Annotated in this window: 13 protein-coding genes; all 13 read right to left on the bottom strand. The window is 39.5% G+C overall.

What is annotated here, in order from left to right; translation table 11 throughout:
• Positions 1–36: 36 nt before the first annotated feature.
• The 13 genes from cpu_RS08175 to cpu_RS14265 all read right to left on the bottom strand — a co-directional run bounded on the left by cpu_RS08175 (position 37) and on the right by cpu_RS14265 (position 15,135).
• Positions 37–3,390 (bottom strand): DNA polymerase III subunit alpha, encoded by a 3,354-nt coding sequence (locus tag cpu_RS08175; RefSeq protein ID WP_075859534.1) that lies wholly within the window; start codon positions 3,388–3,390, stop codon positions 37–39.
• A 43-nt stretch (positions 3,391–3,433) separates the two neighbouring features.
• Positions 3,434–4,741 (bottom strand): CBS domain-containing protein, encoded by a 1,308-nt coding sequence (locus cpu_RS08170; protein WP_075859533.1) that lies wholly within the window; start codon positions 4,739–4,741, stop codon positions 3,434–3,436.
• 9 nt (positions 4,742–4,750) lie between these two features.
• Positions 4,751–5,143, bottom strand: coding sequence for a Fur family transcriptional regulator (locus tag cpu_RS08165; protein WP_075859532.1), 393 nt, complete (start codon positions 5,141–5,143; stop codon positions 4,751–4,753).
• A gap of 45 nt (positions 5,144–5,188) precedes the next feature.
• The gene (gene bshA, locus cpu_RS08160) at positions 5,189–6,328 is read right to left on the bottom strand and encodes an N-acetyl-alpha-D-glucosaminyl L-malate synthase BshA (protein ID WP_075859531.1); all 1,140 of its coding nucleotides are present in this window, start codon (positions 6,326–6,328) and stop codon (positions 5,189–5,191) included.
• 12 nt (positions 6,329–6,340) lie between these two features.
• The gene (gene bshB1, locus cpu_RS08155; protein WP_075859530.1) at positions 6,341–7,045 is read right to left on the bottom strand and encodes a bacillithiol biosynthesis deacetylase BshB1; all 705 of its coding nucleotides are present in this window, start codon (positions 7,043–7,045) and stop codon (positions 6,341–6,343) included.
• A 13-nt stretch (positions 7,046–7,058) separates the two neighbouring features.
• The gene (locus cpu_RS08150; RefSeq protein ID WP_075859529.1) at positions 7,059–8,294 is read right to left on the bottom strand and encodes a VWA domain-containing protein; all 1,236 of its coding nucleotides are present in this window, start codon (positions 8,292–8,294) and stop codon (positions 7,059–7,061) included.
• A complete protein-coding gene (locus cpu_RS08145) occupies positions 8,288–9,166 on the bottom strand; it encodes an AAA family ATPase (RefSeq protein WP_234970219.1) in 879 nt (292 codons plus the stop codon). The genes cpu_RS08150 and cpu_RS08145 overlap by 7 nt, the downstream gene beginning before the upstream one ends.
• Before the next feature lie 69 nt (positions 9,167–9,235).
• Positions 9,236–10,075, bottom strand: coding sequence for a nickel transporter permease (nikC, locus tag cpu_RS08140; protein WP_234970218.1), 840 nt, complete (start codon positions 10,073–10,075; stop codon positions 9,236–9,238).
• 13 nt (positions 10,076–10,088) lie between these two features.
• Complete coding sequence (locus cpu_RS08135) at positions 10,089–11,093, bottom strand: ABC transporter permease (protein ID WP_075859527.1); 1,005 nt, start codon at positions 11,091–11,093, stop codon at positions 10,089–10,091.
• Between the two features lie 55 nt (positions 11,094–11,148).
• Positions 11,149–12,747, bottom strand: coding sequence for an ABC transporter substrate-binding protein (locus cpu_RS08130; RefSeq protein ID WP_075859526.1), 1,599 nt, complete (start codon positions 12,745–12,747; stop codon positions 11,149–11,151).
• A gap of 59 nt (positions 12,748–12,806) precedes the next feature.
• Positions 12,807–13,775, bottom strand: a complete 969-nt coding sequence (locus cpu_RS08125; protein WP_075859525.1) for an ABC transporter ATP-binding protein — start codon at positions 13,773–13,775, stop codon at positions 12,807–12,809.
• A complete protein-coding gene (locus tag cpu_RS08120) occupies positions 13,759–14,748 on the bottom strand; it encodes an ABC transporter ATP-binding protein (protein WP_075859524.1) in 990 nt (329 codons plus the stop codon). Before cpu_RS08120 ends, cpu_RS08125 begins: the two co-directional genes overlap by 17 nt.
• Before the next feature lie 153 nt (positions 14,749–14,901).
• Positions 14,902–15,135: an IS3 family transposase gene (locus tag cpu_RS14265; RefSeq protein WP_077177257.1), complete on the bottom strand. Its 234-nt coding sequence runs from the start codon at positions 15,133–15,135 to the stop codon at positions 14,902–14,904.
• Positions 15,136–15,158: the final 23 nt, after the last annotated feature.

Genomic DNA, 15,158 nt, shown 5'->3' with positions numbered 1-15,158 from the left:
ACTCCGCTTTTAGCTTACAATAGGGTTCTTTGGCTGTCAAGAAACGCTTTTAAGCTTTAACGCTTCTTCCCCTAAAAGCTTTTTAATCTCCCAAAGCACTGGACTATCCAGGTCAATCCAGTAATCCACGGGAAGTTTAATTAACTTCTTTCCCCCGGGATATAAAAACACCGGCGCAGGTCCAGGATATTTTCGCAAAATTGCCTGTAAAATTTGAATTTTATCCCGGGTTATTTTGATATAAACTTCCAGTACCTGGTCAGCCTTAAATTCATACACCTTTTCAACAATCATTTTTTGAACACCATCATCTTCTTCAACCATACCATAAAACCATAAAATGTTTTCCTCCAGCAAATAATCCCGGTAATTTAACCAACCTTCGGGGAAAATTACCGCTTCAATGGTCTGGTTTAATCCTTCTAATAGGGCAAAAGCCATTGGCTCTCCCTTTCGGGTTATAGTGCGTTTTAATTCCGATAAAATTGCTGGAAAATAAATTTTTTGTTTGTTTTTACCCAGAAGATCACAATGTTTTTTAATAAAACCGCGGATTCCAGCTAAAGGATGTCCCGTTAAATACATCCCCAGGCTTTCCTTTTCTAAGCGTAATAGTTCTAGTTTAGAGTACTCCTTTTCTATGCGGAAATTAAATTTATTAGCTTCCGGCAAAAAGTCTCCCAGGGTAAGCTGGCCAGTGTCCTCTTTTTTGCTATAATACTCCAAGGCATCATCTAAATTTTCCAGTAAAGTCTTGCGGTTATATCCCATTCTCGCAAAAGCTCCCGCTTTAATTAAGCTTTCAATTACTCTTTTGTTTACTATTTTTTTATCAATTCGTTCTAAGAAATCGTTGAAATCAACAAAGGGTCCCTTTTTTCTTTCTTCGATAATGGCCCAGGCAGCCGTTTCCCCAACATTCTTAACCGCTGCCAGGCCAAAACGGATTTCCTGTCCGGAAATGGTAAAATCAACCTCACTTAAATTTACATCCGGCGGTAAGACATTTATCCCTCTTCTATGACAATCTTCCGCATACACTGTAACTTTATCAAGATTATCTTTTACACTAATTAATAGTGCAGCTAAAAAAGCCACAGGATAGTTAGCTTTTAACCAGGCGGTATAATAAGCCACAAAAGCATACGCTGCACTGTGGGACTTGTTAAAACCATATCCGGCAAAATATTCAATTAAGTTAAAAATCTCTTCTGCCTTTTCCCGCGGGTAGCCCCGGGCTACCGAGCGTTCGATAAAATCATTTTTTAAGGCTGCAATTATTTCGGGCTTTTTCTTTCCCATTGCCCGGCGGAGTAAATCCGCTTCCCCTAAGGAAAATCCTGCCAAAATACTGGCTATTAACATCACTTGCTCTTGATAAATAATAACCCCATAGGTCTCTTTTAAAACCGGTTCTAGATCAGGATGGGGATAAACCACCGGTACCCGCTGGTGTCTTCTATTGATAAAATCTTCCACCATACCACTACCTAAAGGCCCTGGCCGGTATAGGGCAACTAAGGCAATTAGGTCTTCAATAGAGCTTGGCTTTAGCTCCTTTAAGATTTGGCGCATTCCCTGACTTTCTAACTGAAATACTCCTACCGTATCGCCGTTTTCTAAAAGCTTATACGTTTTTTCATCATCAAGAGGAATATCTTGTAAGGAAATTCTTTTACCGGTTTGTTTTTCAATAAAATTTAAAGCCTTTTCGATTACTGTTAAGGTCCTTAACCCCAAAAGGTCTATTTTTAATAGTCCTAATTCTTCCACCGTATCTTTTTCAAACTGGGTAGTAATAACTCCTTCCGAAGTCTTAAATAAAGGCAAATGTCGCTCAATTTCTTCCGGAGCAATAACTAACCCCGCAGCATGTACCGATGCATGCCTTGGCATTCCTTCAATTTGCATTGCAAGATCAAGTAATTCTCTCACTTTAGGATTATTTACATATAATTCTTTTAACTCCGGCGTGGTTTCTATAGCTTCTTTTAAGGTAATCCCCAGAACATTAGGAATGAGTTTAGCAACTTTATCCACTTCTCCATAGGGCCATTCTAAAGCTCTACCTACATCCCTAACTGCAGCTTTTGCCGCCATCGTCCCAAAAGTAATAATTTGGGCAACCCTATCTTCACCGTATTTACGGTATAAATAGTCAATAACTTCCTGGCGTCGTTCAAAACAAAAATCTACATCAATATCCGGCATACTAACCCTTTCCGGATTTAAAAACCGCTCAAACAAAAGACCATACTTAATTGGATCAATATCTGTAATCCCTAAAGTATAAGCAACCAAACTTCCAGCAGCAGAACCTCTGCCTGGCCCCACCATGATACCGTTTTCCTTCGCATAACGGATAAAGTCCCAGACAATCAAAAAGTAGCCAGAAAATCCCATCTGCTCAATTACTTTTAATTCATGAAATAAACGGTTTTTTAGTTCATCGCCTGGATTTTCATATTTTTGATAAAGGCCCTGTAAACACAACTCTTTTAAATACTCCGAAGGCGACTTTCCTTCGGGTACAGGAAATTCTGGCAATAAATACCGACCAAACTCTAACTCCACCTGGCACCGTTTGGCAATTTCCAAAGTATTGTTTAAAGCTTCCGGTATTTCTCCAAAAATTAGCTTCATTTCCTCATAACTTTTTAAATAAAACTCGTCAGTAGGAAATTTCATCCTTCCAGGGTCGTTTATCGATTTACCAGTTTGAATAGCTAAAAGTACATCTTGCGTCCTGGCATGGTTTTTTAATATGTAATGAACATCATTGGTAGCTACCAGCGGAATTTTTAATTCCCGGGATAGTTCGATAAGAGAACGGTTCACAATCTTTTGTTCACTTATACCATGATATTGTAACTCTAAATAAAAATTTTCAGGCCCAAAGATGTCCCGGTATAAACTTGCTATCTCTCGAGCTTTATCTTGCTGACCAGCTAAAATCTTTCCAGGAATTTCACCGGCTAAACAGGAAGAAAGGGCAATTAAGCCTTGACTGTTTTCCGCTAAAAGCTCGTGGTCTACCCTTGGTTTATAATAATACCCTTCAGTATACGACCGGGAAATAATTCGCAATAAATTTTGATAGCCTTTATTATCTTGAGCAATTAAGACTAAATGGCTTAGCTGATCGTCAATCTTTGGGGTCTTTTCAAAACGGGATCTTGGAGCAACGTAAACTTCTACTCCGATAAGGGGCTTTAACCCCAGGGCTTTAGCTTCTTTGTAAAATTCCACTACTCCAAACATATTTCCGTGGTCAGTAAGAGCTAAAGCTGGCATATTAAGCTCAAAAGCTCTAGTTACCAGTTCCTTAATTTTCCCAGCTCCATCTAACAGGCTATAACAACTGTGCGTGTGCAGATGAACAAAACTCATTTTGCTCCTCCTAAAATATACTAAAAGACACCCCCAAGGTGTCTTATTTTTCTAATAACCGTACATCAATTAACGCTTTAGCGGTCTTTTGCTTTTGCAAATAAAAATCTATTTCTAACTTTGCCTTTCTTTTTTCTAAGGATAATAAATTACCCCGTACCATCAGGCTTTCTCCATAACTAAAAGGAGTCAACAAACTTAACGAGTAGTTGTCGACGATTACCGACGCTTTAATTTTTTTTCGAACCACTAAATTGGCATAAAAAATGGATAGAGATAGCAAGACAGTAGAGCTTAAAATCCCCAGTTCGTTAATTAAAAAATCATTCACTCTACCTTCTAAATAAAGCCCTTCCTCATCTTCGCCAGCGATAAAGTTTTTAATAATAAGGTCTTCTAAAGTCTCACCATATTGAGGTTGACGTTCTAACCGTTGCAAAGCTTCAATTATATCCTGGCGGCTGATGATACCTAAAAGTTTCTGCAAACTATCCACAACCGGCACCAAATCAATTCGTTCCCAGGTCATTACCCTAGCTACATGACCAATTGGAGTATCGGGGTTTGCCGAGATCACATTTTTGGACATTAAATTATCCACCAACTCACTCTCCTGCGCACTGTTCACGTCGGTTGCGGTAATAATGCCGCAAACACGGTTTTCCTCATCAACCACAGGAAAGCGACTATGTCCAGTACTTAAAAATAATTGGCGCCAGTCCTTTACTTTTTGACCTAAAGATAAGGTAAACACTTTTCTAACCATTATATCTTTTGCCGTTAAGATTTCTTTTTCATTTAAGCGCTCGTACAGGGCTTGATGAAGTAGAGAAGCTACGGTAAAAGTATCGAACGGTGACGATAAAACCGCAAGGTTGTTTTCCTGAGCATACCGGAGCATTTCCTGACTTACTTTAAAACCCCCGGTAACTAATAGGTGAGCTCCACTTTTTAAAGCTTTTAGCTGGGCATCTTCCCGATTACCTACGATAAAAAGACACCCTTCCACTAAAAAACGCTCAATGGCTTCCACCGCCATAGCACCTATTAAAAAATTAGAAAAGCTTAAACTCGTTAGATTTTCTCCGGCAAGTAAAGCGGATTCAGTAATCCTAATAATTTCGTTTAAAGTTAAATCCTTTAACTCTTTTTTTTCCTGGGTTTCAATTCTAATAGTACCTACTTTCGGAACTGTTTTTACCAGTCCCTCCGCTTCCGCCTCTTTAATCGCCCGATAAGCAGTACCATCGCTAACATTTAATTCTTTGGCCAGTAATCTTACCGAAACTTTACTGCCAGGTTTTAAATTTCGTATATACGCTAATAACTTTGCATGTTTTGTACTATTCATCCGGCCCACCTAACTTTTTTGCCGACAATCCAAGCAGGTTCCATAAAACTCCAATCGGTGATTTTTAACCAAAAAGCCCGTTTGGGCTTCAACTTCCTGATTTAAATTCGAAAATATTGGCAAATCCACATCAAATACCCTGCCGCACTTTTCACAAACAAAATGATAGTGGGGCAAAGGGTTCCCATCAAAGCGGCTATAGGAACTTCCGTAATTAAGCTCTAAAATTTCGCCCATTTGCGTTAAGAGTCTTAAATTTCGGTATACTGTCCCTAGGCTTATATCAGGAATAATTTTACGCGCCTGTTCGTAAATCCAATCGGCTGTTGGATGAGATTTTGTATTTTTTAATATATCAATAATCACCTTTTTTTGCCGGGTCATCCTTGTTGTCGCAGCCATTATCTTCACCTCAATTTCCCGACTAATAATAATTCCTATTTTATATTATACAACTTTTAGCACTTTTTCATAGTAGTTTAAATACCTGTTTACTTGAATTTCTAAGTTAAATTTCTCTTTTGCTCTAAGCCTCCCTTTTTGCCCAAATTTAATCTTAAGTTCTGGGTTTAAGAGTAACTTTTCCGTTGCCGCGACTGCCTCATCAATATTTTTAAAGTCAACTAAAAACCCATTTTCTCCATTTATCACCACCTCGGGTAAGCCACCAACCCGATAGGCAACTACCGGAACTTCCATGGCCATTGCTTCTAAAGCCACCAAACCAAAACTTTCGGTTTCGGAAGTGATCAGTAAAACATCGGTAATATTTAGTACTTCTTTAACCTTTGGCAGTTTTCCTAAAAACTTAACCCGACCCCCTAACTTTTTATTTTGTACTTCATTTAAAATAAGCCCGGTTTCCGGGCCTTCACCCACCAATAACAACACGCCATCAATTTTTTCCAATAATTTTTCAAAAATCTTTAAAACATCCATAGGTCGTTTTACCGGTCGGAAATTGGAAATATGGGTTATAACCTTTTGCTTTTTCTTAATACCAAGCTTTAACTTTAAACTTTGACCGACTACTTCCGGTCGATACTCGTTTAAATCAATAAAATTATAAATAACTTCAATGGCATCAGGCGTTAAATTGAATATATTAGAAGTTTCTTCCTTTAAAAAAGAAGAAACAGCAGTTAAACCGTCGGATTTTTGTAAACACCAGCGGGTAATATCATACAACTCCCGTCGCTGTCCTACTAAAGTAACATCCGTTCCATGTAAAGTAGTTACTACCCCAATTTTCTTGCCTTCCTGGGCTAAAATTTCTTTAGCCGTAAGCGCAGAAATGGTATGAGGAATGGCGTAATGGGCGTGGATTAAGTCCAAGTTATAGGTTCGTACTACTTCAATAATTTTCCCAGCTAAAGGTAGATAATAAAGAGGTAATTTAAAAAGAGGATAGTCCACTGGCTCTACCTCATGGTAATAAACCCCTTCCTCAAATCCCTCCAAGCGAAAAGGACGCTCAAAACAAATAAAATGAACTTCTATCCCCTTTGTGGCCAGTGCCTTACCCAGCTCCGACGCCACCACCCCGCTGCCGCCATAACCGGGGTAGCAAACAATTCCAACTTTCATAAAAATCACCTACTAAAGTAAAGCTAAGGGATGCCTTAACTCTATGTACTCCTGGAGCACAAAACCTTCTCCATATCTTTTCCCTATCTGGCTTCCAAAAAATAAATCCCTGCTTTCAATTCGACCTAAAAACTGCCCTTCATTTAAAAAAGTCTGGTTAAATTCCGGTCGCTGGGAAAATTGAGAAATATGAGCTAAAACAGCTTTCTTTTTTATGGAATAATATTCGGTAACATCAACAATAAAACTAGGTGTGCTCGTGATAGATAAAAAATATCTTAAATATTTTTCCGGTCGTTTTATTGGTTGAATTTCCGGTAACACTTTTTTAAGCCCCGCATTAAAAAAGCCTTCTTTTACTAAATGTCCAGCTTTTTCATGGTCTGGATGGCGATCCACCCAGTAGGGCGCAGCAATTACCTTTGGTTCAGCTTTTCTTAAAACTTCCACCACTTTCTCCACATTTTCCCGGGATAAAGTAATTCCTAGGTCGGGAATTTGTAAGTTAACCCTAAAACTTGCACCTAAAATTTCCATTGCTTGGCAAGCTTCCCGTTGGCGTTCTTCAACACTACCATTAGTAGCCATTTCCCCCAAGGTTAAATCCACCAGTCCCACTTTGTAACCAAGCCGAGTCAACTTGGCTATAGTGCCGCCAATCCCACATTCAATATCGTCCGGGTGAGCACCAAAAGCTAAAAAGTCTACTTTTTCCATCACTCCCACCTCCCTAAAAAATGACCTTAGCAAAAACTGATTTTAGGTGTTCAATACTATTAGTCTCCAACATTTTTATTTCCTGAGCTAACTTTTGTAATAAAGCATCTTCCTGCCATCTTTTTGCAGGTACCGGATTTAAAAACAACAGCTCCTGATAGAGTCGCTCCGCCTGTTTTAACTCTTTCAAACTTTCCTCAAACTGCACCGTTTTCCCATCGGAAAAAATAAGCAAGGTTTGGCGATAAGTCCGGTTGGTTTTTGCCAAATTTTTAAAACTTTTTAGGGCCTGGGCAAGGTTTGTTCCCCGTCCCCACTGTTGGCTAGCCGCAATAAACCTATTGATATCCCGTAAAGATCTTCCAATATTTTTTGCCTTAAAAACTTCTAAATCCTCGGCAAAAAGATAAAGTTCGATTTTTCTTAAGCTTTTAGCTAAAGCCAGTAAAAACGAAACAATAAACTTAGCATAAATTGCCATTGAGGCAGAAACATCAATTATTACTGTAAGTTTTGGCTTACTTCTCCTTTTCTCCCGGTATTTTAAGCAAAACAAGACCCCGCCGTGGCTTAAATTTGCCCTTATTGTCCGCCTTAAATTTAGAAATTTTTTCCTCTTAGATTCTTTTTGCCTTCGTGATGCTTTGGCATTTAATTTACCAGCAAAACGCTTTATAATTCTTTCAACTCTTTCGTAATCCCTCTCCTCTAAATCTTTTAAGTTAGCGGTAAAAAGGTCTTTTCTAAGCCCCCCGGTTCCAGCTTCCGGCAAAATTCCCCGCTCCCGGTAATATTTTAAAACCCCTTTTATGGTCTTTTCCAGCAGCGGGAAACTGTCTACAATTTGATTGGGGTTAAACTGGTCAATTTTTTCGTAGAGCTTTTGCAAAACCTCTTGGGGAAGGCTATTTAACACCTCTTTTTCCTTAAAGGAAAAATCAATTTCCCGATAAATTCCAGCCTCTTTTAGAGCTTCATTTACCCGGCGAGCTTCATCTTTGCCTTCTTGGTTTCTGGGCATAAAAGTAGCCGGTGTATCGCCCTCATAAAAAAAGCCAAAAACTTCCTCAAACTTTTCTTTATGAGTGCTATTTTTTACTAAAGTCGCCTGAAAAATTGCTTTTAACTCATTTTTATTTTGGGGAGTTATTACAGAGAGGGATTTTATCAGGTCTTCCACTTCAGTGGTAGAAATGGTAAAGCCCTGTGCCCTTAAAACATCTACGAAAAATAAGAGATTTTTTAACATCCTGCTCCCTCATTTAGGTATTGCAATAACCGATTTGCCCCACCCTTTTCCCGGAAAGCTTCTATATCTTCTTTATTTTTTAAGACAAAACCAATAGTATTTTCAATAAACTCTTTGGTCAATCGGTCCTCCCTAAGAGCTGCAAGAGTCCTAGCCCAATCCAAAGTTTCCGAAATAGCCGGTGGTTTAAAAAGATCTAGTTCCCGGCGTAAAAAATTTACAGCAAAAGCAATCCTCTTGGCTAAGTTTTCGTGAATCCCGGAAACTTTCTTTAAAATAATTTTCGTTTCTAATTTGACGTCGGGAAAATCAAGATATAAATAAACTGCCCGTCGTTTTAATCCATCCGAAAGCTCTCGACTGCCGTTACTGGTCAAAACTACCACCGGAATATTTCTAGCTTTTACTGTTCCAAGTTCAGGGATTGATACCTGAAAATCCGAAAGGATTTCAAATAAAAAGGCTTCAAATTCTTCATCGACTTTATCAATTTCATCAATTAACAATACCGGTTTCTTTGGTGCTCGTAAAGCCTTTAATAAAGGTCTTTCTAAAAGGTATTCTTCGGAAAAAACAAAAGCCGGTTTATCGCTTTTACTACTTTGGATAGCAATTAACTGCTTATGATAATTCCATTCGTATAAAGCTTTCGCCTCATCTAATCCTTCATAACACTGAAGGCGAATTAATTCAGTATCTAATACCCACGCCAACACTTTTGCCAGTTCCGTTTTTCCAACTCCTGGTGGTCCTTCAACTAGAAGCGGTTTATTTAATTTTAACGCCAAAAACACTGTAACTGCTATTTCCTCCGACGTTAAATACCCGGCCTCATCCATTTTTTGCAGTAAATGTTTGTAATTATCCACCACCCATCTTCCCCCCTCTATTTCATTTATTATAACACAATAAAAAAAGCTGCAGTAGCTGCAGCCTAAAATCTATTGTTTTAACCGGGGATCCAACGCATCTCTTAATCCATCCCCTAAAAGATTAAAGCCTAAAACATTTAACATAATCGCCAAACCGGGAAAAAAGGCAACCCAAGGAGCTTTTACTAAAAGTTCCCGGGCATCTACCAGCATCGCCCCCCATTCGGGAGTAGGTGGCTGGGCTCCTAGGCCCAAAAAGCTAAGGCCAGCAGCATCCAGAATAGCAGTCCCGATGCTCATGGTGCCTTGAACAATAAGCGGAGCCAGGGAGTTAGGAAGGATGTGCCGAATTAAAATCGAAAAGTCACTTGCCCCAACTGCCCGAGCTGCTTCCACAAACTCCATTTCTTTTAAGCTTAAAACCGTTGACCGTACCACCCGGGCAAAACTTGGTACCATTACAATTCCTATGGCAATCATCGCATTACTTAAACTTGGTCCTAAAACCGACGTTATAGCTATCGCCAGAAGAATACTAGGAAAAGCCATAATAATGTCGACAATCCGCATTAAAAGAGAGTCAAGAAAACCACCATAATACCCAGAAAGTAACCCCATTAATGTCCCTATAATGAGAGCTAATCCCACCGAAATTACCCCAACCTCGATAGAAATTCGTGCACCATAGATAATCCTGCTTAAGATATCCCGCCCTAATTTATCTGTGCCAAGTAAATGTTCTGCCGATGGGGCCTTTAGCCTATCTTTTAAAGTTCCATCATTTATCGGATCATAAGGAGCAAGAAAGGGGGCGAAAATTGCTGTAAAAATTAAAAGCAAAACAATTATAAGTCCTACCACCGCCGCTTTATTTTTAAAAAGCCTTCTTACCCATTCTTTTTCCTGCATCGTCATCCTCCCACTACTGGTACCGGATTCGGGGGTCAACCACCGTGTACAAGATATCAACAATTAAGTTTATTACTACAAAAATAAGGGCAATAATCGTAATACTTCCCTGAACCACTGGAAAATCCCGGGCCATGATAGCTTGATAAATATAACGCCCAACACCAGGCCAGGAAAAAACCGTTTCCGTCATTACCGCTCCGCCTAAAAGGTAACCAAACTGTAATCCAATAACCGTTAATACCGGCAAAAAAGCATTTTTCAAAGCATGTTTTAAAATAACCAGTCTTTCGCTAAGCCCTTTCGCCCGGGCTGTCCGGATATAATCCTGACGTAACACCTCTAACATTGAACTTCTAGTCATTCGAGCAATTATCGACATAGGAATAGTTCCTAAAGCTACTGCCGGTAAGATTAAATGCGCTAAGGCATCTTTAAAGGCTGCCCAATCCCCGGCCAGTAAAGTATCAATTAAATACAAATTAGTAACCGTTGGAACTGAATATTCAACACTAATTCGAGCAGAAGGCGGAAGCCAACCCAAGACTTGGGCAAAAAGATAAATAAGCATAAGACCCAACCAGAAAATCGGCATCGAAACCCCCGTCAGCGCTCCCACCATGCTGATATTATCAAACCAGGAATATTGCTTCACTGCCGCTATAATCCCTGCGCTGATACCTATTACGGTAGCAATAAACATTGCCGCTAAGGTTAACTCCACAGTTGCAGGGAAAAAAGTTGCCATCTCCTTAATTACTTTTTCATGGGTTATTATTGACCGTCCTAAGTCCCCATGGAATAAATTATTCATAAATTTTATGTACTGCATATATAAAGGGTCATTTAAACCCAATTGTTCTCGAAGTTCTTGAGCCCTTTCCGGCGAAGCGTGTTCTCCTAAAATCACCGTCACCGGATCACCGGGAATAAAGTGAATTAACATAAAAGAGAGAAAGGTAATCCCAAATAGCACCGGTATCATTTGAAACAAACGTTTTAAGATATAGTTGGCCATAGTATACCCCCATTTTTATAAGGGCGGGGGGGGAGAACCCCCCGCTTGCTACCAGTTACTCTTTATCCACTTTAAAGAAACATTCACTGCCAGTAGGATGTGGTATCCAATTTTTGACCGATTTCTTTGCCACTACCGGTGGTGTGGAATGAACCAGCGGTACCCAGGGAGCATCGTTGTGAATGATAACCTGAGCTTCCTTATAGTATTCCGCACGCTTGTTTTGGTCACTTTCTTGTTGCGCTTTAATTAATAATTCATGGACTTTATCGTTTTTATAGAAGGAAACATTAGAAGCTGAGCCTTTTTTAGCATTATCCTTATCTAATAACACATAAAGGAAATTATCGGGGTCACCGTTGTCACCGGTCCAGCCTAAAAGGTACAAATCGTGTTCTCCATTTTCCCCTTTCTTTAAGTAGGTAGCCCAGTCATAAGTAACAATCTTCGCCTTAATACCTACTGCCTCTAAATCCTTCTGGATAGCTTCAGCAATTTGTTTAGGCTGGGGCATATAAGGCCGGGCTACCGGCATTGCCCAGAGGGTAGTTGAAAAGCCATTGGGATAGCCCGCTTCCGCTAAAAGAGCTTTTGCTTTTGCGGGGTCATACTCGTAATCTTGAATTTCATCATTGTAACCCCAAATTGACGGTGGAAGCGGGTTCTTAGCAGGCTTAGCAAGGCCGCCATAGAAAGCGTCTACCAACGCTTTTTTATTAATTGCATAGTTAATAGCCTGTCTTACCTTAAGGTTATCAAAAGGTTTCTTTTCCATGTTCATAGCTAAGTATCCTACGTTCATTGAAGGTCTTAAAAGCAATTGCAAGTTAGGATCATTTTTAACCGTTTCCACATCATCAGGGTTTAAACCAATCATCGCATCAATATTACCGGATTTTAATTCCATAAGCCGGGCGGAATTGTCCGGAATTGTCCGGAAAATAACTTTATCAAAATTTGCTTTTCCACCCCAGTACTCATCAAAGCGCTCCAAAACCACCCGGTCGTCTTTTTTCCACTCTACAAACTTAAAAGGTCCGGTACCTACCGGATGTTTAAAGTAATCCTGGCCGTATTTTTTTATAGCCTCCGGACTAGAAATAGCAAAACTCGGCATGGCCAGGTTAGATAAAAAGGGAGCTAAAGGAGTATTTAAAGTAATTTGCACGGTATAATCGTCTACGACTTTCACTTCTTTAATTATCCCAGGATAGCCACCAAACATATAGCCGTAATATTCAAATTCACCATAATGGTAAGGGTTGTTCTTATCCATCCAGCGGTCAAAATTAAATTTCACCGCCTGGGCATTAAAAGGAGTTCCATCGTGGAACTTAACATTTTTACGTAAATGAAAAGTCCAGGTAAGGCCATCTTTTGAGGATTCCCAGGATTCGGCAAGTCCAGGAATTATTTCCGTATTTTCATCCTTATACTTTACTAAAGTTTCTAAAATTTGCTGGGTTACATAAATTGATTCTCCATCGGTAACGTTTGCCGGATCTAAACCTACAGGATCCCCGGACTTAGCAAAAACAAAAACTTTTTCTTTAGGTTCCTTTGATTCTTTCTTTGCTGTGTTCCCTCCACAGGCAGTTAAAGTAAAAACAAACGCTATTAACACCAAAAAGGAAATTACTTTAATTTTTTTCAAGCTACTTCCCTCCTCGCAAATTTTTTATTTATTTAGAAATAATCGCTAAATCCCTCTCCTCACCTCCTCCTTATATAATGGCACCGCACCCTGTACCCTTCTTCCACTTCATAAAGCTCCGGTAAACTCTCCATGCACACCGCTTTTTTACTGGGACACCTGGGATGAAACAGGCAACCGTTTGGCGGATTTATAGGACTTGGCACATCCCCTTCTAAAATAATTTTTTCTTTTTTAAAACTAGGCTCTGGTACTGGAATTGCTGATAATAAAGCTTTTGTATAAGGATGTTTTGGGCTTTTAAAGATAAACTCCGCCGGACCGTACTCCACTATTTTTCCAAGATACATTACAGCCACTCGGCGGCTTATATGCCGAACCACGCTTAAATCATGAGCAATAAATATATAAGTAAGTCCTAGTTCTTTTTGTAAATCTTCTAAAAGATTTATTACCTGGGCTTGTACCGAAACATCTAAAGCAGATACCGGCTCATCGCATACGATTAGTTTGGGATTTAGAGCTAAAGCCCGGGCTATACCTACCCTCTGCCGCTGTCCCCCGGAAAATTCATGGGGATAACGATCCCGATGAGAGCGGCTTAACCCAACTTTTTCAATTAACTCTTCCACCCTCTTTTTGATATTCCCTTCATATTTAAAAACCCGAAGGGGTTCGGCAATAATTTCCGCCACCGTCATTCTAGGGTCCAAGGAAGCAAAAGGATCCTGAAAAATAATTTGCATTTCCCGTCGTTTTTGCCGCATTTCTTTCCGATTTAGAGCTAAAATGTTTTCGCCACGGTAATTAACTTCTCCAGCAGTAGGCTCAATTAACCTTAAAATTGCCCGACCCGTTGTCGATTTTCCGCACCCTGATTCTCCTACTAATCCAAGCGTTTCCCCTTCATACAGAGTAAAAGATACATCATCAACTGCTTTTAGCCACTTCTTTCCCTTAATAGGTCCTATTCCCTGGGTTATTGGAAAATATTTTTTTAGATTTTTTACCTCAAGAAGCGGCTGCATTGTTTACTCCCTCCTGGTACAAATGACAAGCAATTTGACGGTCGTGCATTTCCTGTAATTCAGGCGTTATCCGGCTGCAAATTTCTTTTCTAAAACTACACCGGGGATAAAAAGCACATCCCGGGGGCAAATTCCCCAGGTCTGGCGGCGAACCTTCAATGGGAGTTAAACGTTTCTTTTCCTCGGAAAGCTTAGGCAAGGAATTTAATAGACCAATAGTATAGGGATGCTTGGGATTCTTAAACAATGCTTGGACGTCGGTATATTCCACCACTCTGCCCGCATACATCACCATTACCTTTTGACACATTTCTGCCACAACTCCCAGGTCGTGGGTAATCATGATGATGGAAGTTCCGTACTCCTTTTGCAGTTGCTTCATTAAAGCTATGATCTGCGCCTGAATGGTAACATCCAGTGCGGTGGTTGGCTCATCAGCAATTAAAAGAGTAGGATTTAAGGCCAGCGCCATTGCTATCATTACCCTTTGGCGCATGCCTCCGCTAAACTGATGCGGATAACTCTTAATCCTTTTTTCCGCTTCTGGTATTCCCACTTTTCTTAAAAGCTCAATGGCTTTTTCCCGCGCTTCATTATTTTTTAGTTTTTTATGTACGCGAAAAACTTCTAAAAGCTGCTCTTCTACTGTAAAAACAGGATTTAACGAAGTCATCGGATCCTGAAAAATCATGGAAATTTTTTCTCCTCGAATTTTACGCATTTCTTTTTCACTTTTCTTTAAAAGATCATCCCCTTCAAAAAGAATTTCTCCCCCAGCAATTTTTCCCGGTGGGGAAGGAATAAGGCGCATAATAGAAAGAGAGGTAACCGATTTTCCGGAACCTGATTCTCCAACTATTCCTAAAATTTCTCCCCGGTTTAAAGTAAAACTCACTCCATCAACCGCGCGAATTTCTTTACCAGAACTATAAAAATAAGTTTTTAAATCTTTGACTTCCAGAATCTTTTCCATGACCCTCGCCCCGAAATAGTTTTTTTTTATTATTTCATACATGTTAAAATTTTTCTATTTTTTCTCATTTTTCTCATTGTATACAATAAAACGGCAATAAAAAAACCGCCCGGTTAAAGTGAACTGGTCAAGACTTAGTAGACACAAAAAATACTAGATGAACCCCTGTTCAATTCTATATTGGACGGGGGTTTTGTAATTAAGGGCAAATGAAGGTCTTTCTTTATTGTAAAAATCAATAGCTTTTTCTATAGTTTTACGTAAATCATCGGCATAATAATAATTAAAATCATATTTTAAGATATGTTTAAACCAGCCAAAAAACTTTCCATAACGGCATTGTCCCGGGGATTTCCTGCTCTTGACATACTTTGTGTAACGTTGTATTGTTCAAGTAGGCTGATAAAGCT

The organism is Carboxydothermus pertinax, from assembly GCF_001950255.1.
Lineage (GTDB): Bacteria > Bacillota > Z-2901 > Carboxydothermales > Carboxydothermaceae > Carboxydothermus > Carboxydothermus pertinax.
Note: the sequence above shows the minus strand (reverse complement) of the source record. Positions and strands in the feature narration are given on the sequence as shown.

Excerpts from the sequence above, each read along its gene's own strand:
- cpu_RS08135 (WP_075859527.1), bottom strand. The coding sequence starts at position 11,093 with ATGGCCAACTATATCTTAAAACGTTTGTTTCAAATGATACCGGTGCTA.
- nikC (WP_234970218.1), bottom strand. The coding sequence starts at position 10,075 with ATGCAGGAAAAAGAATGGGTAAGAAGGCTTTTTAAAAATAAAGCGGCG.
- cpu_RS08170 (WP_075859533.1), bottom strand. The coding sequence starts at position 4,741 with ATGAATAGTACAAAACATGCAAAGTTATTAGCGTATATACGAAATTTA.
- bshB1 (WP_075859530.1), bottom strand. The coding sequence starts at position 7,045 with ATGGAAAAAGTAGACTTTTTAGCTTTTGGTGCTCACCCGGACGATATT.
- bshA (WP_075859531.1), bottom strand. The coding sequence starts at position 6,328 with ATGAAAGTTGGAATTGTTTGCTACCCCGGTTATGGCGGCAGCGGGGTG.
- cpu_RS08120 (WP_075859524.1), bottom strand. The coding sequence starts at position 14,748 with ATGGAAAAGATTCTGGAAGTCAAAGATTTAAAAACTTATTTTTATAGT.
- cpu_RS08175 (WP_075859534.1), bottom strand. The coding sequence starts at position 3,390 with ATGAGTTTTGTTCATCTGCACACGCACAGTTGTTATAGCCTGTTAGAT.
- cpu_RS08165 (WP_075859532.1), bottom strand. The coding sequence starts at position 5,143 with ATGGCTGCGACAACAAGGATGACCCGGCAAAAAAAGGTGATTATTGAT.
- cpu_RS08150 (WP_075859529.1), bottom strand. The coding sequence starts at position 8,294 with ATGTTAAAAAATCTCTTATTTTTCGTAGATGTTTTAAGGGCACAGGGC.
- cpu_RS08125 (WP_075859525.1), bottom strand. The coding sequence starts at position 13,775 with ATGCAGCCGCTTCTTGAGGTAAAAAATCTAAAAAAATATTTTCCAATA.